The sequence below is a fragment of the Cupriavidus sp. FW216-B1 genome (assembly GCF_058789195.1).
The window spans coordinates 1-21,806 of the sequence record NZ_JBYTEL010000035.1 but is presented as its reverse complement, the minus strand read 5'-3'; the positions used below and the strand labels follow the sequence as shown (position 1 = coordinate 21,806).

18 protein-coding genes and 1 pseudogene are annotated in these 21,806 nt (G+C 61.6%); 8 read left to right on the top strand and 11 right to left on the bottom strand.

The genetic code is table 11. The annotated features are described in order from the left end of the window. Positions 1 to 5: 5 nt before the first annotated feature. Entirely contained in the window at positions 6 to 776 is a 771-nt protein-coding gene (locus AC3WXD_RS33770) for a fumarylacetoacetate hydrolase family protein (protein WP_492325576.1), read from the bottom strand. 1 nt (position 777) lies between these two features. Beyond that, positions 778 to 1,443: a fumarylacetoacetate hydrolase family protein gene (locus AC3WXD_RS33765; protein WP_492325575.1), complete on the bottom strand. Its 666-nt coding sequence runs from the start codon at positions 1,441 to 1,443 to the stop codon at positions 778 to 780. Positions 1,444 to 1,705: 262 nt separating this feature from the next. On the opposite strand from AC3WXD_RS33765, the gene hpaR reads away from it, so the two are divergent. Then, on the top strand, positions 1,706 to 2,128 hold the full coding sequence (gene hpaR, locus AC3WXD_RS33760) for a homoprotocatechuate degradation operon regulator HpaR (RefSeq protein ID WP_020423938.1): 423 nt from the start codon (positions 1,706 to 1,708) through the stop codon (positions 2,126 to 2,128). Positions 2,129 to 2,329: 201 nt separating this feature from the next. Here hpaR and AC3WXD_RS33755 read toward each other — a convergent pair whose 3' ends face one another. The 9 genes from AC3WXD_RS33755 to tssB all read right to left on the bottom strand — a co-directional run bounded on the left by AC3WXD_RS33755 (position 2,330) and on the right by tssB (position 12,446). After that, positions 2,330 to 2,635 carry a hypothetical protein gene (locus tag AC3WXD_RS33755; protein ID WP_492325574.1) on the bottom strand — a complete coding sequence of 102 codons (306 nt, stop codon included), beginning with the start codon at positions 2,633 to 2,635 and terminating at the stop codon, positions 2,330 to 2,332. Between the two features lie 116 nt (positions 2,636 to 2,751). Continuing rightward, the gene (gene tssE, locus AC3WXD_RS33750) at positions 2,752 to 3,183 is read right to left on the bottom strand and encodes a type VI secretion system baseplate subunit TssE (protein WP_020205590.1); all 432 of its coding nucleotides are present in this window, start codon (positions 3,181 to 3,183) and stop codon (positions 2,752 to 2,754) included. Beyond that, on the bottom strand, positions 3,183 to 5,876 hold the full coding sequence (gene tssH, locus AC3WXD_RS33745) for a type VI secretion system ATPase TssH (RefSeq protein ID WP_492325583.1): 2,694 nt from the start codon (positions 5,874 to 5,876) through the stop codon (positions 3,183 to 3,185). Before tssH ends, tssE begins: the two co-directional genes overlap by 1 nt. Before the next feature lie 104 nt (positions 5,877 to 5,980). After that, positions 5,981 to 6,466: an Hcp family type VI secretion system effector gene (locus AC3WXD_RS33740; protein WP_029044159.1), complete on the bottom strand. Its 486-nt coding sequence runs from the start codon at positions 6,464 to 6,466 to the stop codon at positions 5,981 to 5,983. Positions 6,467 to 6,472: 6 nt separating this feature from the next. Next, positions 6,473 to 8,209: an OmpA family protein gene (locus AC3WXD_RS33735; protein WP_492325573.1), complete on the bottom strand. Its 1,737-nt coding sequence runs from the start codon at positions 8,207 to 8,209 to the stop codon at positions 6,473 to 6,475. 10 nt (positions 8,210 to 8,219) lie between these two features. Next, the gene (locus tag AC3WXD_RS33730; protein ID WP_492325572.1) at positions 8,220 to 8,870 is read right to left on the bottom strand and encodes a DotU family type IV/VI secretion system protein; all 651 of its coding nucleotides are present in this window, start codon (positions 8,868 to 8,870) and stop codon (positions 8,220 to 8,222) included. 11 nt (positions 8,871 to 8,881) lie between these two features. Continuing rightward, positions 8,882 to 10,228 carry a type VI secretion system baseplate subunit TssK gene (gene tssK, locus AC3WXD_RS33725; protein ID WP_492325571.1) on the bottom strand — a complete coding sequence of 449 codons (1,347 nt, stop codon included), beginning with the start codon at positions 10,226 to 10,228 and terminating at the stop codon, positions 8,882 to 8,884. A 130-nt stretch (positions 10,229 to 10,358) separates the two neighbouring features. Continuing rightward, complete coding sequence (gene tssC, locus AC3WXD_RS33720; protein ID WP_492325570.1) at positions 10,359 to 11,906, bottom strand: type VI secretion system contractile sheath large subunit; 1,548 nt, start codon at positions 11,904 to 11,906, stop codon at positions 10,359 to 10,361. 24 nt (positions 11,907 to 11,930) lie between these two features. Next, positions 11,931 to 12,446 (bottom strand): type VI secretion system contractile sheath small subunit, encoded by a 516-nt coding sequence (tssB, locus tag AC3WXD_RS33715; protein WP_020205598.1) that lies wholly within the window; start codon positions 12,444 to 12,446, stop codon positions 11,931 to 11,933. 287 nt (positions 12,447 to 12,733) lie between these two features. Between tssB and AC3WXD_RS33710 the strand changes: the two genes are divergently transcribed. The 7 genes and pseudogenes from AC3WXD_RS33710 to AC3WXD_RS33680 form a co-directional block, all read left to right on the top strand. Further along, positions 12,734 to 15,475 (top strand): type VI secretion system Vgr family protein, encoded by a 2,742-nt coding sequence (locus tag AC3WXD_RS33710; RefSeq protein ID WP_492325582.1) that lies wholly within the window; start codon positions 12,734 to 12,736, stop codon positions 15,473 to 15,475. A 3-nt stretch (positions 15,476 to 15,478) separates the two neighbouring features. Then, the gene (locus tag AC3WXD_RS33705) at positions 15,479 to 17,986 is read left to right on the top strand and encodes a phospholipase D-like domain-containing protein (RefSeq protein WP_155888408.1); all 2,508 of its coding nucleotides are present in this window, start codon (positions 15,479 to 15,481) and stop codon (positions 17,984 to 17,986) included. Next, a complete protein-coding gene (locus AC3WXD_RS33700; RefSeq protein ID WP_155888407.1) occupies positions 17,983 to 19,080 on the top strand; it encodes a hypothetical protein in 1,098 nt (365 codons plus the stop codon). The genes AC3WXD_RS33705 and AC3WXD_RS33700 overlap by 4 nt, the downstream gene beginning before the upstream one ends. Positions 19,081 to 19,133: 53 nt before the next feature. Next, positions 19,134 to 19,670: a hypothetical protein gene (locus AC3WXD_RS33695; RefSeq protein ID WP_492325569.1), complete on the top strand. Its 537-nt coding sequence runs from the start codon at positions 19,134 to 19,136 to the stop codon at positions 19,668 to 19,670. 90 nt (positions 19,671 to 19,760) lie between these two features. After that, on the top strand, positions 19,761 to 20,018 hold the full coding sequence (locus AC3WXD_RS33690) for a PAAR domain-containing protein (protein WP_081651619.1): 258 nt from the start codon (positions 19,761 to 19,763) through the stop codon (positions 20,016 to 20,018). Next, positions 20,018 to 21,238 (top strand): hypothetical protein, encoded by a 1,221-nt coding sequence (locus tag AC3WXD_RS33685; RefSeq protein ID WP_492325568.1) that lies wholly within the window; start codon positions 20,018 to 20,020, stop codon positions 21,236 to 21,238. The genes AC3WXD_RS33690 and AC3WXD_RS33685 overlap by 1 nt, the downstream gene beginning before the upstream one ends. A 170-nt stretch (positions 21,239 to 21,408) precedes the next feature. Continuing rightward, positions 21,409 to 21,806 (top strand): annotated as a pseudogene (locus AC3WXD_RS33680) (hypothetical protein); the annotation flags it as partial.

Genomic DNA, 21,806 nt, shown 5'->3' with positions numbered 1-21,806 from the left:
GCTTGTTACGGGCGGGCGCGGTTCGCGAAGAACTCGGCCTCGCTGACGATTCGGTTGGCCAGGCGGCCGACGCCTTCCACTTCCACCACCACTTCGTTGCCCGGGACCACGTCGGCCAGGCCTTCCGGCGTGCCGGTGGCGATCATGTCGCCCGGCTGCAGGGTCATGAAGCTGGAGAAATATTCGACCAGGAAGGGGATGTCGAAGATCATGTCCGCGGTGGTGCCTTCCTGCTTCAGCTCGCCGTCGATCCAGGTGCGCAGCGTCAGCCTCGACGGGTCGGGCACCTCGTCGGGCGTGACGATCCAGGGGCCGACCGGGGTGGTGGCATCGCGGTTCTTCACGCGCAGGTTGGGCCGGTAGTAGTTCTCCAGGTAGTCGCGGATCGCGTAGTCGTTGCACACCGTGTAGCCGGCCAGGAAGGCGAGGGCGTCGTCGCGCCCGACGTTGCGCGCCGTCCTGCCGATCACCGCCACCAGTTCGCACTCATAGTGCATGTAGGCCACGTTGTCCGGGCGCCAGGTGACCTGGTTGTGGCCGGTGTAGGCGCCGCGCGACTTGATGAACGCCAGCGGCTCGGTGGGTGCCTTGAAGGCCAGCTCGGCGGCGTGGTCGGCATAGTTCAGGCCGAGGGCGAACATGCTGCCGCTGGCCGGCGGCAGCCATTCCACCTGGCGTTCGCCGAGCAGGCGGCCATCGGCCAGGCGCACGGCGTTGCCAGCCTCCACCGTGACGGCGTGCATTGCTCCCTGGTAGCGGATGCGTGCGTGTTTCATCTCAGACCGCCTCCGCCACGATGCGATTGCGCAGGCGGCCGAGGCCCTCGATCTCCACCACCACTTCGTCGCCCGGCTGCACGTCGACGCGGCCTTCGGGGGTGCCGGTGATCAGCACGTCGCCGGCATGCAGGGTCATGAATTCGCTGATCTCGGCGATCAAGCGGGGAATTCCGCGCACGAGGTTGGCGCTGCTATTTTCCTGGCGCAGCTCGCCGTTGACCAGCAGGCGGATCGGCAGCGCGTGCGGGTCGGCGATCTCGTCGCGGCCGATCACCTCGGTGCCCAGCGCGCAGAAGCCGTCGCGGCATTTGGCCTTGACCGCCGGGCGGTAATAACTGTCTTCCGGCAGGCTGAACTCGTTGACGATCACGTAGCCGGCCACGTAGTCCATGGCCTGTTCCTCACCGACGCGGCTGGCGTCGCGGGCAAGCACCACGCCCAGCGCCGGGCCAGGCTGCAGGCGTTCGGTGCCGGCGGGGAAGATCACCGCCTGACCGTCGCCGTTGCGCGTATTGGGTGTCTTGATGAACAGCACCGGCTTGACCGGCGGCTTCTGGTAGGGCGGCTGCTGGAATTCCTCCAGCCGGCCGCGCAACAGGCCCTGGTAGTTCAGCGCGACGCCGAACAGGGTGCCCGTTGCGGCTTCGCTGACAGCGCGGCGCATGGCTTCGTTCTCCTGGTTCCATCGGGATTGCCGTCGGGCGCCCCGATTTCATTAACATGTTATGTTTATAGTTAAGATATTAACTATAGTCAAGCAGTTGCTCAAGAGGATCCCCCAGTAGCGACATCTCGCCCAAAATCATTGTCAGAAGCCAGACGGATGAATCGGTGCCGCGGTGATATGCATGCGATAGCGGGAGCGGGTTTGCCGGCAGGAACCAGGATGGTTAAAATCTTATCCAATTCCAGTCGAGCATCCCCGCATGTCCAGTCCGCGCCCGTCCCTGACCCTCACGCTGTTGCAGGCGCGCGAGGCCGCCATGGCTTTTTTCCGGCCTTCGCTCAACCAGCATGACCTCACCGAACAGCAGTGGCGCATCGTGCGCATCCTTCGCCAGCAAGGCGAGATGGAAATCTACCAACTGGCGCAGCAGGCCTGCATCCTCAAGCCGAGCATGACCGGCGTGCTGGCGCGCATGGAGCGCGACGGCCTGGTGCGCCGCTGGAAGTCCGGGCACGACCAGCGCCGCGTGCTGGTGTGCCTGAGCGAGGCGGGGCAGCAGTGCTTTGTCGATATGAGCGAGGACATGGAGAGAAACTACCGGCGCATCCTCGCGCAGTTCGGCGAGGACAAGCTGCGACTGCTGCTCGGGCTGCTCGACGAGCTCAAGCACATCAAGCCTTGAGGTTCTCGTCCGGCCAAATTCCGCGGCAAGCGCCCGGGGGCGCGAGATTGCGCTGGTTGGCCTGATGCGGTGCTGATGCGGCGCGAGGATCCGCGCCTGTTCCAGCGCTTCAACCAGTTGATCGAGCGGCACTACCCCGAGCATTCGCCGCTTGGCGCCTACGCCGGGCAGCGCGCTTCGGCGGCGGATAGATCGGGACGTTCAGGAGGGTGCTGCGCGGCCTTGCAAGGGCGCTGCGGCTTCCGGTGGTGATGTCGGTGGATTGTGCAGGTTTGCCGGAGGAGTTGGTCGCACCTGGCTGCATGGTTGTACCGCTTTGCCGCGCAAGATCAGGCAATGGAGCGTCTCACCAGTTCCTTCGTATTTGCCATTGCCCTCGATGCGGATCGAACCGTCAGGCGACCACGCCAGGTTCGTGAATCCACCGCCGGAGAAGATGTAATCGCCAACGCGAAAATCGGTGCCATGCGCTGTACTCGACCATTCCATGAGTTCTTGAGATTCCAATGTTCATGATCGAATGGCCGAAAGCGCCCATCTTGGTGCCATCGGTGGCGGTGCGACTGCCTTTTACGGCCAACTGCTTCATGGTCAAGCCTCCATCTCCATCCAACGTTGCAGGGTCATCCGCGATCGCGGTCGGCCTTCAGCAGTTTGAGCCGCGTCTGTCCATCGGGGGTGAAGTGCGTGCCGAAGCGCACCAGCCCGGCCTGATGCAGGTGGCAGCTCATGGTGAAGCTAAGCAGCATGCCGGGCTCGGTCTCTTCGATGGTGAGGTCGATCGCCTTCAGCCTCGGCTCGTAACGCAGCAGCGTGGTTTCGATTTCGCGCTTGAGCGTATGCGCGGAGGCGGGCAGGTGCCGGTAGATGCGGGACAGATCGCCAAGACCATAGTCCGGCAGATGGGCCAGGCCGCCGCGGCGGCTGTTGAGGATGCGCTGGATGTTGTCCTGCACCGAGAGGAAGGTCTGTGTGGCCGCGTCGAATTCGCCGATCGGGGCTCCGTTCGCAAAATGCCCCGTCACGGCCTCGAAGAACCCTGGCCCGCCACGCATCACGCGCTCGCCTGCGCGCCCACGCAGGTTTCCTCAAAGCTCAGCCCGATGCCGTCCGCCTCGGAGAACGATAGCTGGATTGACTTCGGCATCTGCCGGTCGGCCATGCGCACCAGTAGCTCGCGCGATAGCACCGGCAGAATCTGCTGGTCAAGCAGGCTGTCGATATTGCGCGCTCCGGAATCGGGCAGCAGGCAGGCCCGCACCAGTTCGGCGACCAGCGCGTCGCCGCAGCTCAGCGGCATGCCGAAGCGATTTGCGATCCGCTGAGCTACCCTGGCAAGCTTCATCCGCACAATCGCGGTCATGGCCTCGGCCGACAGCGGGCGGTACACGATGGTCTGGAAGCGTGCCAGCAGCGCCGGCTGGAAGCGATCGATCAGCAGCGGACGAATCGCTTCCATCAGGGTGCCGGTCGGGAGTTCGGCGCCGGCCTGTGCCGCAGCGTCGGTTGCTGCCAGAATCTGCTCGCTGCCGAGATTCGAGGTCATCAGGATCACGGTGTTGCGGAAGTCGATCACCCGGCCTTCTCCGTCCCGCATGAAGCCGCGGTCGAATACCTGATAGAACAGATTCAGCACGTCGCGGTGGGCTTTCTCGACTTCATCCAGCAGGACAATGCTGTAGGGGCGCTGGCGGACCGCTTCGGTCAACACACCGCCTTCGCCATAGCCGACATAGCCCGGCGGCGATCCCTTTAGCTGCGAGACCGTGTGCGCTTCCTGGTATTCCGACATGTTGATGGTGATGAGCGAACGTTCGCCGCCGAACATCTGGTCAGCCAGCGCCCGAGCGGTTTCGGTCTTGCCGACGCCGGATGGCCCGACCAGCAGGAACACGCCCAGCGGCGCGTCCTCCGATTTCAGACCGGCCTTGGCGGTGCGCAGGCTCTTGCCCAGCGCGGCCAGCGCTTCGTCCTGGCCGACGACGACCTGGCCCAGACGCGTTTCCAGCGCCAGCAAGGTGGCGATTTCGCTCGACAGCAGGCTATCGACCGGCACCCCGGTCCAGTCGGCAATCACCTGAGCAATGGCGGTCTCGTCGACTTCCGCGTGGAGCAAGGCCGCGTGGCCGTGCCCGGCCAATGCCTGGTGGGCGGCCTGGATCGATGGCGCCAGATCCAGGCGGGCCGACTCGTCGGTGGCCGCCTGCCACTGCGCGCGCAACGCGATCAAGGTTTCGGCGGCACGCTTCTGTTCGGCGAAGACGTGCGCGAACGCGTTCAACTCGCTGGCGAGCGCGGCGAGCCGCGCATCGATGGCCGCCAGCCGTTCGCCGGCCTCGGCGCCGGTGGCGGCCTGGTCCTCCAGCAGGGCGGAGCGTTCGGCCTCGAGCGCCCCACGCTTCGCTTCGCAGGCGGAAATGGCGATCGGAGTGGCCTCCAGGCTCATGCGCACGCGGGCGGCGGCAGTGTCGAGCAAGTCGACGGCCTTGTCCGGCAACTGGCGCCCGGTCAGGTAGCGGCGCGACAGCCGGACAGCGGCGCCCACGGCCGCATCGGTGATATGCACGCCGTGGTGATGCGCATATCGCTCCTTCAGGCCCCGCAGCATCAGGCACGCGTTGTCATCGTCGGGCTCGTCGACCTTGATCATCTGGAAGCGGCGCTCCAGCGCGGCGTCGCGCTCGAAGTACTGCTTGTATTCGGACCACGTCGTGGCCGCAATGGTACGCAGCTCGCCGCGCGCCAGCGCCGGCTTGAGCAGGTTGGCCGCGTCGGCGCCGCCAGCGGTATTGCCGGCACCGATCAGGGTGTGGGCCTCGTCGATGAAAAGCAGAATCGGGGTCGGAGACTGCTGCACGGCCTCGATGACGTTCTTGAGGCGCTGCTCGAACTCGCCCTTGACCCCGGCACCGGCCTGCAGCAGACCCAGGTCCAACGTCAGCACGCTGACATCGCGGATGACGGCGGGCACATCCCCTTCGGCGATCTTTAGCGCGAGCCCTTCGACGAGCGCGGTCTTGCCGACACCGGGCTCGCCGACCAGAATCGGATTGTTCTTGCGGCGGCGCGCCAGAATGTCGACCATCTGACGGATTTCGACATCGCGGCCAAACACCGGGTCGATCTTGCCATCGCGTGCCTTTCGGGTGATATCGGTGGTGAAGCGGTCCAGCGCCAACGTGTCGGCCTGGCCGGGCATCGCCCTGCCCGGGGCAGGCGAGGTGGGCGCTTGCCCGTCCGCTCCAGGGCCAATGGGCGAGGCCGCCTCGATCGAGATATTGTCCAGCTCGCGCATCAGCCGTTCGATCTGCACGGCCGACACGGACAGGAGCGGCCAGGCATCGGGCGCACGCAGCAGGTGCGGCGAGTCGGCTAGCGCCGCAAGCAGATGTGCCGAGCGGATGGGCCGAGCCTCGCCGGGGCCCGCCACTTCGAGCGAGGCGCGCATCCAGGCAGCTTCCAGCCACTGGCCGACGCGCTGCGAGAGGCCTGGCTTGCCGCGCAGGTCGTGCGGCAGCCGGTCGATGGCGGCCAGCAGTGCGTTCCAGATGCCGTCGACATCCAGTTCATAACGCCGCAGGATCGCCAGCAGGTCGCCGTCGCCCAACTCCAGCAGCTTGATCAGCCAGTGCTCGACCTCGATGTCCCGGTGGGCGCGTGTTTCACAGAGACTGGCTGCCTCGGTGAGGGCTTGGGCGCAGTGGTCGTTCAGGCGACGCAGGAACGGGGAAGGATCGCGGGCGGTCATGGCGTGGGAGGAAGAACGCAGGAAGGGGAAAATGGGGCGCGCGGACCACGGCATGTCGTCCATGCAAGACGGCCAGCCGGCGCCTGGCGCCGGCTGCGCGCGTGTTACGAGCGCTCGTTCCAGCTGTCGGCGTGGATGATGTTGCCGTCCTTGTACGACCAGGTGATTTTCTCGTAGCGCAACTCGATGTCTTCGAGGTGGTTGTGTTTTTCGTAGGCCGGGTTCTTGATGTCCAGCATCTTGGGCGTCACGCCAACCACCTTCACGTTTTCCAGCTTGGTGTTGAAGTATTCCTTTTCCTTGCCGGCGTCGTCGATCTTGTACCACTTGATCTCGATCGACTTCAGGGTCTGGCCGCTGGTGACCGCTTTGTACAGATAGGGGGTCGATGCGTCAGTTTCCTTGGTGAACAAGATCGGCTTGTGCACGCGCGTGCCGGTCAGCTTGCCGGTGTTGGAGTCGGTCGGGATATTGACAGCGTGGTCAAAGGCGACGACTTCGACGCTGCCCTCGCGGCCGGACACGGTGACCGAACCCTTGACATCGGCACCGCCATCGTCCTTGATCCACATGTACGCGGGAATTGCCATTTCTTCTTACTCCTTCTGCTGGAATGAACAGGCCGACTGGCCCGAGGGTGTCCGATTGTCGTGACGGTCATCGCGACAATCGGGGACAAGCGTGATCTCGACACGGCGGTTCGCAGCGCGCCCCGCTTCGGTGTCGTCGGTGGCCTTAGGCCGAGTGTCCCCATAGCCCTGGATCGCAAAGTGCGTGAGTGGCAGGCCAGCGGCATCGGCCAGCCAGTCGCGCACCGACGCGGCACGTGCCTCGGAGAGTTTGAGGTTGCTGTCCGGGTTGCCGGTGGTGTCGGTATGTCCGGCCACCAGCACGCGCTTGTCCGGATGCGCCTTGATCATCTCGAGCGCGCCAATCAGCACCCGGTTCGAACCGGGGTTCAGGACGGCGCTGCCGCTCTTGAAGAGGGACAGGCTGTCGAGCTCGATGGTCGAGGGTGGCGGTGCGGGGGGCTGATACGCGGCGATCAGCGTGTTGAGCGGGGTGAGCAATGGGACGCCCCGATAGAAACCCAGGCCCAGGCGCGGTGGCACGCCAGCGCGGGCATACCGCTCAAGCTCGTCGCGGTCGCGCTTGATGGCCCGCAGCGCATCGACCCGGGCGGCGTCGTGCTCTGGGCTGATGGCGCGATAGCGTGCCATATCGTCGATGACGCGCGCCACCAGCGCCCGGTTCTGCCAGGCCGAGGCCGCGCAGGCGGCACAGAATGCCAGCGCCAGCCAGGCAAAGGCATGTCCCAAGGCACGCGGCAAGGTTCGTCGCACTGGCTGCAGGGCGATGCCCTGGATCAGGGGCTCCGGCAACGGGTAAGCTGCACGCCGGCCATCCCGGCTGTGCCGGGCGAGTCGGCTCAGGGCTGTCGTCTGCTCGGTGAAACGGGTTAGTAGCGAGTTTGCAGCGGGGATTCCGACGACAGTGGTCACGCCGAATGCTGCGACGCGCACCGGGCGCCCATGCCGGATTCCATCGCGCTGATTCTCGACGAAGGCGGGCAGCAGCGCGCCAGCGGCCCACCGTGCCAGGGTGTCAAGACGCGTGGCGCGATGCATGCGGGCCTCGCGATCCAGCGGAACTGCGGCTTGCGCATACTGCAGGGCGTGCGTGGCGACGCTGGTCGCCAGGGTCTCGCCCGACACCATCTCCATGCCAGACATCCCAAACCAGGGGCAGTCGTCCGGCGTACCGTCCGCCTCTTCGGCATACACGGCGACGCAGACCGGCAACGCATAGCCGACCGCGCGGCTGGCCTCTCCGATGGCCGAGCGCCAGCGCCTGAGCCCTGCGTTCAGCGTACCCGCATTGTCGGCCTGGTCGGCGCCAATCAGATAGGCGACGGCATCCGGACCCTGCTCCTCGCGCCATCGCTTGAGGGCATCTGCCACATGAGCCAACCGGGTCGGATCGTCGACACGCACCCAGATCGCGGTGTCGGTGATCCGAACCATCGCATCGCCAAAGGCCTGCGCCGGGGCGCCGGTGGCATCTCCCACGGTCAGCACCAGCGGCGTATTGCGCCGGATGTCGCCGGGCAGCGCATCCAGCGATGCCCTGACAGCCTGCAGCACCGGCGCCGCAGCACGCCGGCGCGCATGCAGCCGCCGGGTGACAACGATGATCGCGAGCAGCACCAGGGTGATCGTGAAGGCGGCGAGCAGCAGATTCCACCTCGACGCCCAAGGCGAGCTGAATGCCAGCCAGGCGAGCGCGAGTGCCGCGATCCAGGCAAACAACGTACGGTAGGGGTAGCCGGTCACGACACCCCTTTCAGCTCGCGAGCCGGGTGATCGCCGCAGCCAGCCACCGATCGAGCGCAACATAGACCAGACCCGCGCCAACGCAGGCGGTGACCACCCAGGCAAGCGGCGACAGTTGGCGCCATCGAGGTGTCTTGCCGACGGTCACCAGCACCGGGCCGGAAGCGTTTCGCCAGCCGGCGCGATCCAGGCGTTCATCGATGGCGCGCATGAGGGCGGTGCGGGCGCTGGCGCCCTCCAGGGCATATCGGCCCCGAAAGCCCAGCCCGAGGACGGCGTGGAACACGGCGAGCAGCGGCAGCACCGGCTGCGGATCGGCCAGGCGCCGCTCGATGCGGGCAATCAGCATCTCCCCGGCATTGTGGCTCTGGAACTGCGCTACCTGCATTGGCTCACGCTCCCAGGCGTCGCGGTCGGCGCCCTGCAGCCGACCTAGCGCTACCTCGTCCAGCAGGGCGCACTGGGCATAGGCGGCGTCTTCTATCACGTCGACCGGCTGGCCGCTCGCCACGAATTCCTCGCGCAGGCGGGCTACCTGTTCGACACACTTTGCCCGGAACGTTTCGAAGCCAACGGTCGGTCTGGCGGAGTCGGCGAGTTCCGTGACGGTCAGCGCTGTGTCGCGCAGTGCGAGCGGGAGCATCATGGCGGGGGTACGCATGGTGGAGGGACTCATGCCGGCAATACCGCGAAGAGTTCGAGCGACACGTCCGGCAACGAAGCCGGCACGTAGAATTGGCAGGCCCGAGCGTCCAGCATGCGCTTGAACGCCGGGTGGGCGCTGTCGAGCGCAAAGTACTGGTTCTCGATGCGCACCGGAATGGCGGCGGGCAGGCGCGACATCGTGCGCAGCGGAATGCCGGGCAGCGCGGAGTTGACGATCTGTTCCACCTCGTCCGGTGCCCCGGCCTTGCATAGGCGCGGCAGTTGTTCAAGCAGCGTGTGGGCCGGCAGTCCAGCCTGCACGGACAGGTAGTACTCGGCCCCTTCGACCAGCCGTTCGTCAAGGATCTTGCCTACCCAGACCGTGGGCCGGGCACGTTCGAGTGCCACCGGCACCACGCGCGATGGGATCACCGTGTCAAGCAGGGTGCGGATCAGCGATTCCAGTTCCGCGAACACCGGTTCGGGGGCGAGATGGTCATAAGCCGGAATGGCCTGGAGGGTCTCGGTGGTGGAGAAGGTCAGTAGTGCCCCGGCCAGCCGGGCCAGGATGCCGTAAAGCCGTTCGGGATGCTGCTGCGGGGCCGCATGCAGGCGCGCCAGATCCGGCCAGGTGCTGTTCACGCTGTGCAGCAGCCAGAAGAGGGCTACATCGGCAACCGCGTAGTCGGCGATCTGGTCGGAGCGTTCGCGCCGCCGCACGGCCAGACTCGCGCTCTTGGCGCTCAGGATTTCCGATAGCCGGCCCATTCGCTCGGTGAGCCGGTCGCTGGCCGACAGGAACAGGCAGGGCGGCACAAAGGCCGGATCGAGTTCGAAGTGCCCTTGAGGGGTGCGTACCAGTCGGGCAATCGGGCAGGTGACGTAGTCGCCGATTGCCTCGAAGTCAAAGAGGAGCGCGAGCGCGTGCCGCTCGACGCTGATCTCTTCCTTGCCTTCCCCGTGCAGGTCGGCGACTTCCCGGTATTCCCGAATGAAGCGGCGCGGGCGCGCGGGCCGGTCGCCGGCTTCGACACAATTGCCGCCTTGCGCATCAACAAGGGCCAGGCCGACCAGCACGACCACCGCGTCGACGGTGGCCGGCACATCGCCAAGATCGCGTGCCGAGGGCGTCAGGTCCGCGAGATCGGTATCGATGACGGTGCCATCCGGCAGCCGCAGGGCCAGGGCGCTCACCGCCAGCCGATGGATCGACAGGGCCTGTTGGTCGAGCCCGACGCGCACGACGCCCCAAGGATCGGGGCAGACAAGGCGTGCGACGTACTCGTCGGCATAGCGGTCCCACAGCGCCTGTTGCTGGAAATGCTGCGGGGTCATGAAAATCCCTTGCGCCCACAGCGGTCTTGTTATCTTCATCGTGCTCGGCTGGTATGCGGAAAGATTTTCCGCATGGGTGATGCCGCACGGTGGCCATGCGCCAGCGTGCGGCGGGACTCAAGTCACTTGGCGATATATCGAGATCGCCGTTGAAACTGGCTGCGGTCGCTCAGTTCTTCGCCTTGGGCATCTGCGACACCAGCGACAGATTGATGTCCATCCCTTCGATCTGGAAGTGCGGCACGATGAAGAGCTTGACGCGGAAGAAGCCCGGGTTGTCCTCGATGTCCTCGACCATCACCTTGGCTTCTCGCAGCGGGTGCGAAGCCTGCAACTCGTCGCCCGGATCGGTCATCTCGGTCACGAGCGTCTTGACCCAGGTATTGAGCTCCAGCTCCAGCAGGCGGCGGTCCTTGGTGGTACCGATGTTCTCGCGCTGAATGAGCTTCAGATAGTGGGCGATCCGCGACAGCAGGAAGATGTACGGCAGGCGCGCATTGACGCGACTGTTGGCGGTCGCCTCCTTGGTGTCGTAGAGCGCCGGCTTCTGGGCCGAGTGAGCGGAGAAGAAGCACGCGAAGTCGTGGTTCTTGTAGTACGACAGCGGGATGAAGCCCAGGTTGGCGAACTCGAACTCGCGGGTTTCCGGGATCAGCACTTCGGTCGGGATCTTGGCCTGGTTGCCGGTGCCCAGATCGTAGAGGTGAATCGGCAGGTCTTCGACCAGGCCGCCCGCCTGCGGGCCGCGGATCTGCACGCACCAGCCGTTCTTGATGAAGCTCTGCACCATGTTCGCGGCAAAGGCGAACGAGGCATTGGCCCAAAGGTAGCGGGTATGGTCCGGGCCTTTGACGGCCTCCGTGTAGTTGAAGGCACGTACCGGCACGGTTTCCGGACCATAGGGCAGGCGAGCCAGGAAATTCGGCAGAGTCAGGCCGATATAGCGCGCGTCGTCGGACTCGCGGAAGCTTTTCCACTTCAGGTATTCGGCGCGATCGAAGTAGTTGCCGATGTCGCGGATGCTGGCTACCTCTTCCATCGACTCCTTGCCGAAGAACGCTGGCGAGACGGAGCCGATGAACGGCATGTGCGCCGCGGCCGAGACCTTGGAGATATTGCGCAACAGGGCGATGTCCTGGGGGCTGCGGTCGAACGCGTAGTTCGAGATGATCGAGCCGATCGGCTCGCCGCCCGGCGTGTCGTATTCCTGGATGTAGGTATGCAGGTACAGGCCGCTCTGGATGACCTCGGGGGTATCCTCGAAGTCCTGGCGCAGCGCATCCTTCGAAACATCCAGCACTTCGATCTTGACGTTCTTGCGGAAGTCCGTGCGATCGACCAGGAACTTGAGGCCACGCCAAGCCGATTCGATCTGCTGGAACGTCTCGTTGTGCATGATCGCGTCCAACTGGCGGCTGATCTGCTGATCCAGGTGCTCGATATGGAAATCGAGCAGGCTCTTGTCGAGGCGATCCACCTGCTGCGACGAGTCCTGGATCATCTTCAGGAAAACGTTCATCGCCTGGGCGACGCGTTCATCCAGCGACGATTCTGAGAGCGCATCGGCGCTCTGGAACGACTCTACAGGGCGCGTGGCCTTGACCGGCGTCAGGTTGATTTTCTCGCACAGCGATTCATAGACGCTCTTGCCGGGCGCATCCAGGACGAAGGTGTCGGTTTCGCCAGGGGCGTGGGCGGTGATTTCATGCTTGGCCATGGGTTGGTTCCTCAAGGAAGGCAATTACTGGACGGACGGGGAGGCCGGGGCGGCGTGGCCGATATTCTGCAGATCGGTACGCAGGCGCTCGGACAGGGCCGGGTCCTTGAGAATTTTCTCGAGTTCGCGGCGAAACATCGCGTTGTCGAGCAGGTTCGATTTCAGGTCGCGCAGCAGATTGCGCGCCGCCATCAGGGCGCGCAGTTCGGGCACCTTGCCGGCCACCACTTCCGGCTTGAAGTCGTCCATCGACTTGAAATCGAGATCGACCGGCAGCTCCGAGCCATCGCTGGCGAGGGTGTTGTCGACCGCGATCCTGGCCTTTGGGTTGAAGTCGGCGAGGACCGAGTTGAAGTTGTTCTTGTTGATCGAGACCTTCTCGCGTTCGGCAAGCGCTCGCGCGTCCTGACTGTTGCTGTAGTCGCCCATCACCAGCAGCTTGAGCGGCAGCTCCACCTTCTTCTGCGCGCCACCGGTATGCAGGTCCAGCTTGATATTGACGCGTGCCTTGGGCACTTCGTTCTGGAAACTCTCAGCCATTATTCTGATCCTTTTTAATTCTGACTTTAACGGTTTTTATTGCTGCTTGAAAAACGATGGGTACGGCGCTTGTTTTTAATTGATATCACGTAATTCATCGAAAGAAAATCAGAGGAATCTTAATTGGATTGATTTTTTGTCGAAGATCGTGAATCAATGTTAATGCGGAGACAAAGGGGTTCTCTCCATAAGAAAAAGCGTTTATCGTGCGCCGCAAGGCGCTGTGTGTCGAGCGATGCATGGCCTGTGAAAAAGGGTTCGATCACGCTGACAACGGAGCGCAAGCAATGGCGGATCTGGGTAGGGAACTGAGGACTTACGGTGATGCCCTGCTCAGGGGACTGACCGGGCGGCAGGCATACTTTCTCGAGGTGCCGGGCACAGCCAGCGCCGCCGCGCTGTCGGTGGTGTCGTTCGAGGCAGTGGAGCGGATGGGCGAGCCCTATGCCGTCACCATCCAACTGACGCATCCGCTTGAGCTTGATCGAGCCGGGTATCTGGGCAAAGACGCGACCTTCCTGATTGTTCCCGCCGACGGCAGCGAGCCCCGCAAGTTTGCCGGCTGCATCACGCGCTTCTCCAAGACCCGCCAGACCCGGGATTTCTGCGGCTACGAGATCGTCGTGGAGCCGCTCGTCGCGCGGCTGCGGCTCACACGTGCCAGCCGTATCTACCAGCAGCAGACCGCGCCCCAGATCATGGAGGCCATCCTGCGCCGCCATGACCTCAAGGGCCACCAGTTCGCCTTCAAGACGCGGCGCAAGTACCCGCAGCACAAGTTGCGTATGCAGTACCAGATATCAGATTGGGACTATATCCGGCTGCTGATGGAGCAGGAGGGCCTGTACTGCTATTTCATCCATGGCGAGTTCGGCGAGATGATCGTGTTCGGCGATGACATCGACCATTACCTCTACCAGCCGGAGCTGCGAGTGCCCTATCGCGAGACGGCGGGACTGGAATCAGGCCAGGAAACGGTGTTCTCGCTCAGGACCCATGCGCGGACCATTCCCGAATCATTCCGGGTCGCGGACTTCAATCCCGACAAGGCATGGGAACGCCCTGCCGGAGAGGCCGATGTCGCGAAGGAAAGGACCACCTACGGTCAGTCCTACGTGTATGGCACGCATCACCTGGACTTCGACGACGCCAAGTGGGAAGCGCAGTTGCGCCACGAGGCCGAGTTCGCCGGCCAATTGGTCTACGCGGGTGAGAGCAACGTGCTGGCGCTGCGCCCGGCGCGCATCCTGCGACTGGACCTGGCGTTGCCCGACGCGCCCAACGGGCAGGTGGTCACCGAGGTCGTCCACACCGGCGCGCGTGATGCCGCCTACCGCAACACCTACAAGGCCATTCCCTCGGACCGGCGCTTCCGGCTGCCGATGGACGAAGCCAACTGGCCGCGCATCCCCGGCACGCTGAGCGCCCGCATCACCTCGCCGGGTCAGTACAAGTATGCCTACCTGACCCAGGATGGCCATTACATCGTCCGCTTCGATTTCGACTTCGACGCCTGGCCCAATGGCGGCGAGAGCGTGCCGCTGCGCCTGGCCAAGCCGTTCGCCGGGGCGCGGCAGACGGGCTTTCACTTTCCTCTGATCGACGGCACCTATGTGGACGTGGCGTTCCGAGACGGCAACCCGAACAAGCCATACATCGCCAGCGTGCAGCACACCAGCCAGCACCCTGACCTGATCACCAATCAGGATCGCTGGCTGTCGCGCAACGTGATTCGCACGCAGAGCAACAACAAGCTGCGGTTTGAGGACTGGGAGGGGCAGGAGGGGATCAAGCTCTCCACCGAGTATGGCAAGACCCAGCTCAACCTGGGGTATCTCGTTGATCATCAGAAGAAAAAGCGGGGGGACGGCTTCGAGTTGCGCACGTCGGGCTGGGGGGCGATCCGGGGCGGCAAGGGATTGTTCCTTTCCGCGGACGACCAGCCGGGAGCGAATGGGCAGCAGTTGGACATGCAAGGCGCGCAGAAGCAGTTGAACCTTGCGCTTGAGCAGATGCAGGCAATGGCGAAGGCCGCGCAGGCGGCTCAGGCGCACGCCGCCGAGTTCGAGAAGCAAAAGCAGTTGTTTGAGCAGACCCTGAATGAACTCAAGGGGGCAGGTTTGCTTGCCACTGCTCCGGCAGGTGTGGCGTTGACGAGCGGTTCGCATCTTCAGGTGTCGGCCACTGGGAACCTGTTTGCTACTGCCGGCGGCAATGCTGATATCGGCGTCATCAGGAAGTTCACGGTTGCCGCAGGCGAGGCGGTTTCGCTGTTTGCGCAGAAACTGGGCATGAAGCTGTTTGCCGCCAAGGGCAAGGTCGAAATACAGGCGCAGGACGACGAACTGTCCATGACTGGCCGCAAGGATGTCACAGTGGCCAGCGCCACTGGCAAGGTGTTGGCAGTTGGCGAGAAGTCGGTTGTTCTCGCCAGTGGCGGCGCTTACATCAAGCTGGAGAACGGCAATATCGAGATCGCTTGCCCGGGGGACCTGAAATTCAAGTGCGCGACCTTTCAGAAGGTGGGGCCAGCGAGCTTGAACATGAAAATGCCAGTACTGCCACGCACTGCGTTGCCCGAGACGCCCTCCACGTTCAATTTAATGATGCCGGACGTCCCTGGTGAGCACGGAGGCCACCTCGTGCATACCCCATGGACCATCGTCCAGGCCGAGAGTCCAGAAGAGGCCCTGCTGGACTTTGAACCTTTGCTGAAAGGACGGGTAGACGCTGCTGGAAAACTGCCACTGACATCCGCGGAAATGGAAAGGCTCAAGGCTGCCTATGACGAGACGCCGAATCAGATGTGGGTCGTTGCGAACGGCCGGGCCCATGAATTGGTACTGGACCAGGAGTTGGCGAGCTGGAGCAGCCGTCAAGCCTATCAGAGTGCCATCAATGCAATGGGCTATACCGATGCAATGGGTAGCATCAACGGCACGGATGTCGATGGCTCGGCTGGCGCTCACATCGCCGATGTACTAAAGGTCGGTGGCAAGGCCGCGCTGAATAAGATAAAGGGGGTCTGAGTCGTGCCGGATAACACCGACAAGAGGCGTCAAGTTCATCAGATCGTTGGCACGGATGGCAGCCCATATAAAGCCGCGGTGACCAGCTCCCTCCACGTTGTGGATGGATTTTCCGTGCCACTCGAAGGGAACCAGGTCAAGCCATATATTTGTGGGAAGGACTATTTTTCCGACCTGATCAAAGATATTGCTGGTGCCACTGAAAGCATCTATATCGCAGGATGGCAAGTCAATTGGGATGCTCAGCTCGCGCCTGGCAAACGCTTGTACGACGTTCTGCTTAGCGCGGCCAAGGCAAAGCCACGCCTCAAGATCTATGTCATGCCGTGGGATGACTCTCCACCGGTGCAGACCTACGACGATCAAACCAAGAGCGCGCTGGAAAGCATCAATGACACGTTGCGGCGCGGAGTCGAGGGCAAGCAAGTCTACGTTCAGTTGTCGGCTTCGGTGTCACCCCGGAATAGGGATTTCTACAGTCATCATCAGAAGCAGGTCGTGATTGACCGGAAGATCGGTTACGTCGGCGGCATCGATCTCGCCTATGGTCGATATGACGATGCGCAGTTCACCCTGCGTGCGGATGCGGATGGTCGAAAGGGGTTGAATCGCTACAACGCCTGCGTGGCTCCGGTGGGTAAAGTCACCGATGGTGAAGTGGAGGTCGTCGATCCAGATCTCATGAGTGGCCCATGGGACACCGCTGCAGGGGTGCCGTATCTCGTTAAGACGAACAAGAAAATCGCACGCGAGGCTATTGAACGAGGCGCTTATCAGAAGCCATACAGCGGCAATATAGCGAAGGACAAGCCCGGTGTGCCACTGTCTACAACGCTCGACGGACTGGATGTGGCCATCCAGCCCCGCCAGCCTTGGAATGATGTCGAGGTGCGCATTGAGGGACCGGCTGTCGCGGAGCTCACGCGGAATTTCGTGAGCCGCTGGAACCACGGTGCAAAGAAGGACTTCCCCAAGCTGACAAACGCGGAAAAACCGGTCCAAGGCAAAGGTGGCTGCGTGGTTCAGGTGCTGCGTAGCGCTCCGCCGGCGATGTGCGATAGCGGCAAGACCCAAAGTGATCATCTGCAGGCGATGCGGTTGCTGATCGACCATAGCACGCACTTCATCTACATCGAGAATCAATTTTTCGTCTCGAACTTCAGCAGTGCTCAGGTGAAATCGGGTTCGGCGCGGACGATTGACGGCGCCCAATCGGACTGGAACCCGAGCCCGTCGCCGGGCCCCGGCTATGTAGGGCCAGGCGCGGAGGTGTACAGCATGGTCTCGGCGAAGGCTACCCGCTGGGGCTACGACGGCGATGACGAAGGAATCCAGAACGACATTTGCCAGTGCATTGGAGACCGGATAAGGCGGGCAATCTTTGACAACCCTGATGGGGAGCCATTTCACGTCTATATCACGCTGCCTGTACATCCGGAAGGGAAGCTGAATGATGGGGCGGTGCTATGCCAGGTGCATTGGACGATGCAGACGCTGGTGTTCGGGCGGTTCAGTCTGTTGAACCGGATTCGCCGGCACTTGTGGGCGAAGCGGGAGTTCGATGCAAATAAAGGCACGTGCAAGACCGTCAAGGAATTGGCATCCCTCAAGGCGGCGGTTTGCAGGGAGAGCGAGACGACGAATGATTATAAGGATATTAAGATTTCTGAGTGCTTCAGGTACGTCACGCTATTGAATCTCCGTAACTGGACCAAGCTGGGCGAACGCTATGTGACAGAACAGGTCTACGTGCATTCGAAATTGATGATTGTGGATGATCGTTATGTGCTGCTAGGCAGTGCCAATATCAACGATCGGAGTTTGCTGGGGGATCGTGACTCAGAGCTTGGAGTGCTGATTCTGGACACTAAACAGGGCAGTAAGGATGTGCTTGATGACGGTCGACCCCGCCTGGTGCGGAACTTCGCGCACCATCTACGGGTAGCGGTGTGGGAGAAGATTTTCGGCCTCAACGTGGAAAACGGCAGCAGTAGTGTTCAGCAAGCAACAGAGTTGAAAAACGCCATCCAGCAGCCAGGGAAGCCGGGCAGCTGGAAGAACATTCAAAAAATTGCGGACGCTAACGCAAAGGCTTATGAAGCAGCGTTTCCCTTTATTCCCCAAAATTTTGACCCTTCTGATCCACAAAAGAATACGGAGCGGAAAAGGGGGGCTTCGATCTGGCCCGTCTATCACAGAGGTGAGAAGAATGAGAGAAAGGGGGCAGATTTGACGCTTGCAAGGACAAGGATGCCATTTGACTCGGAATTCTGGAAGGCGCCACCACTCGATGAAAAGCAGGTGGCTGAATTGGGAAATATTAAGGGATTCGCGACGTTGTTTCCTTATGCATGGACCAAGGGTGAGAACAACGATGTGAAGCTAAATTATACTTTGGTTACAGAGGGAGATCCTTTGCCAACAAAGGAAGTTCCCGATGAGAAAAATGCTGCACCCCGGCCAGTTCTGGCCGCAGTCGGGCAGTTGCCTGACAACGGGAGCGCATCATGAGGAATCCCTTCAAGCTAATCAGGTTCCAGTTGGTCTGGATGCTCTTGTCTCTTTGCGCGGGAGTGTGTCAGGCGCAAGTATTTGGATTTAAAACAGACGGGGTGGCCTGGAAAAGTGAGTGTGTTGGGTTATATCAGGTGGACCTGCCAGCGGATTTCCAGCCCCTTGTGAGGACGGTTGGCAGCGTTGTTGGTGACTACGTTAGCGGAAGCGATCAGGTAGCTGAACTTCCGGTTGCATCGGGCAGTAACGTGACGATCAAAGAATTTTATACGGTGCAAAAAAAATTGCACGACGCATATATAAGTAATAAGAAAAATGCGCTTGATGAGGCAAAAAATGCACCGATGACGGATGCAGCGAAAGAGAGGCAGATCTACGGGGAAAGTATTTCCGCGTACCCAATCAGCGACATAAATGCTTTCGCATGGCGAGATGGCCCAGATAGTATTGACGGGTATTTCTACCGTGCTGGCAGGATTTATTCGATCTCAGGGCCTCCGAAAGGAAAAGCAAGCCCAGGCGAGCCGACCTTTGAAGAGAAGGTGAAGCTATTCCGGCCACGGGAATTGTTTGAGATTTCTAGTGGAGAGGGCTTGTGTTTGCCATTTTCTTTCATCGGCACGACGTTTCGTGGGCGATTTCTAAGGATCTATCAGAAGGGCGTGCTTGCGAAACACCCGGATATCATGATCTGGGTGGGTGATGGTGCCTGGTGGGATCGTAACGATGACGCGTCGGATTTCCGATTGTCATCAAGCGAAAACAAGAAAAAAAGCCGCGATAGCCTCAGGGTATTTTGGGAGCAACTTCCCCGAGAAAGGGAAATGCGAACTCTCGTTTGGCCATTTCCGTCAGTCAAGATGGCGGACTATGAGGGCTACAGCAGTTTCATCCAAATCACCCGTCAGAATGGGGACGTGGACTATGGATATCGTGCTGTCGCCAATCCGCAGGGTGGTTACTATGCCTTGGACATTCATTTGATTCAACGGTCGGAAGTGGCAAGGCAACGCAATCTTACGCCAATGTCGAAGGAGGAATTCAAGCGGCTAGCGGACGAGGTGGTGGCGTCACTGCGCAAGCGGGAGTGATCATGATGGATGCGGTCTAATTCCGGTAACAACGAGCGTCGGGGCTGCCAGCTATGTCTAATGCGGATTATGCGGGTTATATCAGCGGAATGTTGATCCTGATTGCAGGTGTGCTTGGCGTGACTGTCACGCTCTTGGGCGTGAGTTTAATTGCCCGACGAGGATCGCATCTGCAGCTCGTCATGGCCTGGGCACTCATTTTCTGGGTGCTTCCCATTTGGTTGCTGACGTTGATGACCGAGCGGGATATGTTCAGTTTGGTGTTGCTGTCGCGCACCATTCTCGCGTTGCCTGTCTTCGTTTCGTTGCTCTGGCTGAGGCGGTGCGTGCGTGTGTTCCGACAACGACGGAACGGACTCGCTCCCTATGCCGTATTTCCGTGGATAGTTGCCGCCGCGGGAGCACTGTTGCTGATTTGCCTGGATGATCAACGGGGATTTCGAAACGCATTGCCCATTAAGTTGGGCGGGACGATCGAAGCCTCCCTGATCTGGCTTGCAATGCTGCTGGTGGCGGTAGGCGTGACGTGGGGAGGGGCCACGGCCATGTGCTGGTTGTGGACGGCCGGACCTGGCGAATTGCCGAAGTGAGCTCGGAGTGCGAGAAGTCATGGGCAGCGGTTGCCATAGTCGGCGCCGCTAAGTAGGAAGCTTGATCTTATATTGTGATGAGATAAAGAAATGAGAGGAATTGTCAGGAAGGGCGACGGAAATTCACATGGCGGGGTAGTTCTCACGGGCTCGGTGACGATGTTGATCGACGGCAGCCCGGTGGCGCGCAAAGGTGATTGGGTGTCTTGCCCAATGCACGGAGAAAACGTGATCGTCGAGGGTGACCCATCGTTTACCGATGATGGCGTTCCGGTGGCCTTTCATGGCCACCGAACTGCCTGCGGGTGCTCGCTGATTTCGTCGGCACCCAATACCGGAATTGCCTGATGCCGATCGACCTCTCCGCATTGCCGGCAGAAGTTGCCTGTGGCGATGATGGGCCTTCGGCGGTGATTTGGTTTGTGTTGTTTATCGTGGTGATGGGTGCCGGTGCCGGTTTGACCTTGTGGTGCTGGCCTGCGGGCAAGTCGGTTCACGAAGGAGTCTTTTGGGCCTGGTTATTTGGTGTTCCGGGCCTTTGCTACGGAGTGATGTTTTCTCTGCGTTATGGGCTGTTCCAGTATGCCCAGATGAAAACGCACATTCGCAACGAAGTGCGAGACGAGGGTTTGCGTGTTGCCATTAGACATGCCCAACAGCCATTGAGCTTACTGGAAATTGCCTATGTCACCGCTCTTGGGGGAGACCGTGTTGCCGAACGTATCGTCGATGGTGAAAGCGTGTTGGAATCGACCTATGTGGATGCCGTCAATGCTCACGTCCGGCACTCGATTCTTACTGAGAGCGAGGACGAAGCTGGCCCTGTCGCAAGTGAATTCGCCAGGAAGCCAGCGGCGATCCGGTCAGAATCGGTGTATCAGGTGTTGCTCGAACGCATGACGGATGGGCTGCGAGACTTGCCGGCCCGGCTGCATCTGGATGTCTATCTGGTTGCTGACGGGCGGTCAATTGACCCCGCTGAGGCGTTGGTCGGCTGGAAACGCATCTGGGTGGAGATGGGCCTGCGCGGGGAAAATGTCGAGCACACAACGGCAGATTATGGCGTTATGGAAGTGGATAGGTGGCTTGACAATGGTGGAAAGACGGCCCGCGCGATCCTGGTCGTCGCCGCACAACTGTATGACGTGCCGCCATCTGATAGTACCGAGGCTGGCGTGGCTTTGCTATTTGTGACGCAATGCGCTGGACGGCGAGCAGGGTGGGTGGGGAATACTGCGCTGCATCGTCCCGTTGAAGGCACTCTTTCCGATATGGGCGGGGTCCTAGCATCCGCCATGCAATGGGGGCGGGGTTCTGCTGACGAAGCCGGTAGTTTGTGGCAATCCGGCGTGGATAGCGCAACTGGGGCAGCCATCCTGGCTGCCTGGACGAACGCCGGCCGGAACGCGGGTGAAATCCAAGAGGTCGATGCCAGTCTTGGCCATGCGGGCATCGCAGCCGATTGGCTTGGCATTGCACTCGCGAGCGAGCATGCACATCAAACAGGGCGTCCGCAAATGGTTGCGAGCCAGCAACGTGACCTGGTCCGCATGACCATGATCAAATGAAAATCTAACAGCGCATGAAGGTGTCTGACGTTCCCTCTCCCGCTTCAAAGGTCCGCCTGCCCTCTGGGCTACTCTGGGCCTTGGTCTTCGCATGCGCCTTGGCGTGTGTCCTGATTTATCTGCTCGGCGCGACGATTGGCCTGACTACGCCGGAGAGCCGAGGCCGTGCGATGGCATGGGTATTGGGCTGTGGAGCAATCCTGCTGGTTGTGATCCCGCTGTTTTCCTTGGTGGAGTTTCGCAAGGCGGGGCGCGTGGTAGACCAGGCATTGCTTGCCCAGGGGGTCGTGCCGGTCGATTCTGTGGCCGGGTCGGAAGTGCCCGATTCGCTAGCGTGGGCGCCCTTGAGGGAATCGCTGGCAACACGCCTTCGAGCTATCCACGGTTGGCGCTGGCGCCATCGCCAGCCTTGGCTACTGCTCACCGGCGACGATGACGTTATTGAGCACCTGCTGCCCGGCCTTGCCGAAACGGGTTGGCTGACCACTACCGACGCGGTGCTGCTATGGAGCAAGGGCGGCGAGGGCGGCCAGCCGGACGCCGCATGGCTCAAGCAGATCTATAAGCT

Excerpts from the sequence above, each read along its gene's own strand:
- AC3WXD_RS33730 (WP_492325572.1), bottom strand. The coding sequence starts at position 8,870 with ATGCGTACCCCCGCCATGATGCTCCCGCTCGCACTGCGCGACACAGCG.
- AC3WXD_RS33690 (WP_081651619.1), top strand. The coding sequence starts at position 19,761 with ATGAGAGGAATTGTCAGGAAGGGCGACGGAAATTCACATGGCGGGGTA.
- AC3WXD_RS33765 (WP_492325575.1), bottom strand. The coding sequence starts at position 1,443 with ATGCGCCGCGCTGTCAGCGAAGCCGCAACGGGCACCCTGTTCGGCGTC.
- AC3WXD_RS33710 (WP_492325582.1), top strand. The coding sequence starts at position 12,734 with ATGGCGGATCTGGGTAGGGAACTGAGGACTTACGGTGATGCCCTGCTC.
- tssK (WP_492325571.1), bottom strand. The coding sequence starts at position 10,228 with ATGAAGATAACAAGACCGCTGTGGGCGCAAGGGATTTTCATGACCCCG.
- AC3WXD_RS33740 (WP_029044159.1), bottom strand. The coding sequence starts at position 6,466 with ATGGCAATTCCCGCGTACATGTGGATCAAGGACGATGGCGGTGCCGAT.
- AC3WXD_RS33695 (WP_492325569.1), top strand. The coding sequence starts at position 19,134 with ATGTCTAATGCGGATTATGCGGGTTATATCAGCGGAATGTTGATCCTG.
- hpaR (WP_020423938.1), top strand. The coding sequence starts at position 1,706 with ATGTCCAGTCCGCGCCCGTCCCTGACCCTCACGCTGTTGCAGGCGCGC.
- AC3WXD_RS33770 (WP_492325576.1), bottom strand. The coding sequence starts at position 776 with ATGAAACACGCACGCATCCGCTACCAGGGAGCAATGCACGCCGTCACG.
- tssH (WP_492325583.1), bottom strand. The coding sequence starts at position 5,876 with ATGACCGCCCGCGATCCTTCCCCGTTCCTGCGTCGCCTGAACGACCAC.
- AC3WXD_RS33685 (WP_492325568.1), top strand. The coding sequence starts at position 20,018 with ATGCCGATCGACCTCTCCGCATTGCCGGCAGAAGTTGCCTGTGGCGAT.
- AC3WXD_RS33700 (WP_155888407.1), top strand. The coding sequence starts at position 17,983 with ATGAGGAATCCCTTCAAGCTAATCAGGTTCCAGTTGGTCTGGATGCTC.
- tssC (WP_492325570.1), bottom strand. The coding sequence starts at position 11,906 with ATGGCCAAGCATGAAATCACCGCCCACGCCCCTGGCGAAACCGACACC.
- tssB (WP_020205598.1), bottom strand. The coding sequence starts at position 12,446 with ATGGCTGAGAGTTTCCAGAACGAAGTGCCCAAGGCACGCGTCAATATC.
- tssE (WP_020205590.1), bottom strand. The coding sequence starts at position 3,183 with ATGCGTGGCGGGCCAGGGTTCTTCGAGGCCGTGACGGGGCATTTTGCG.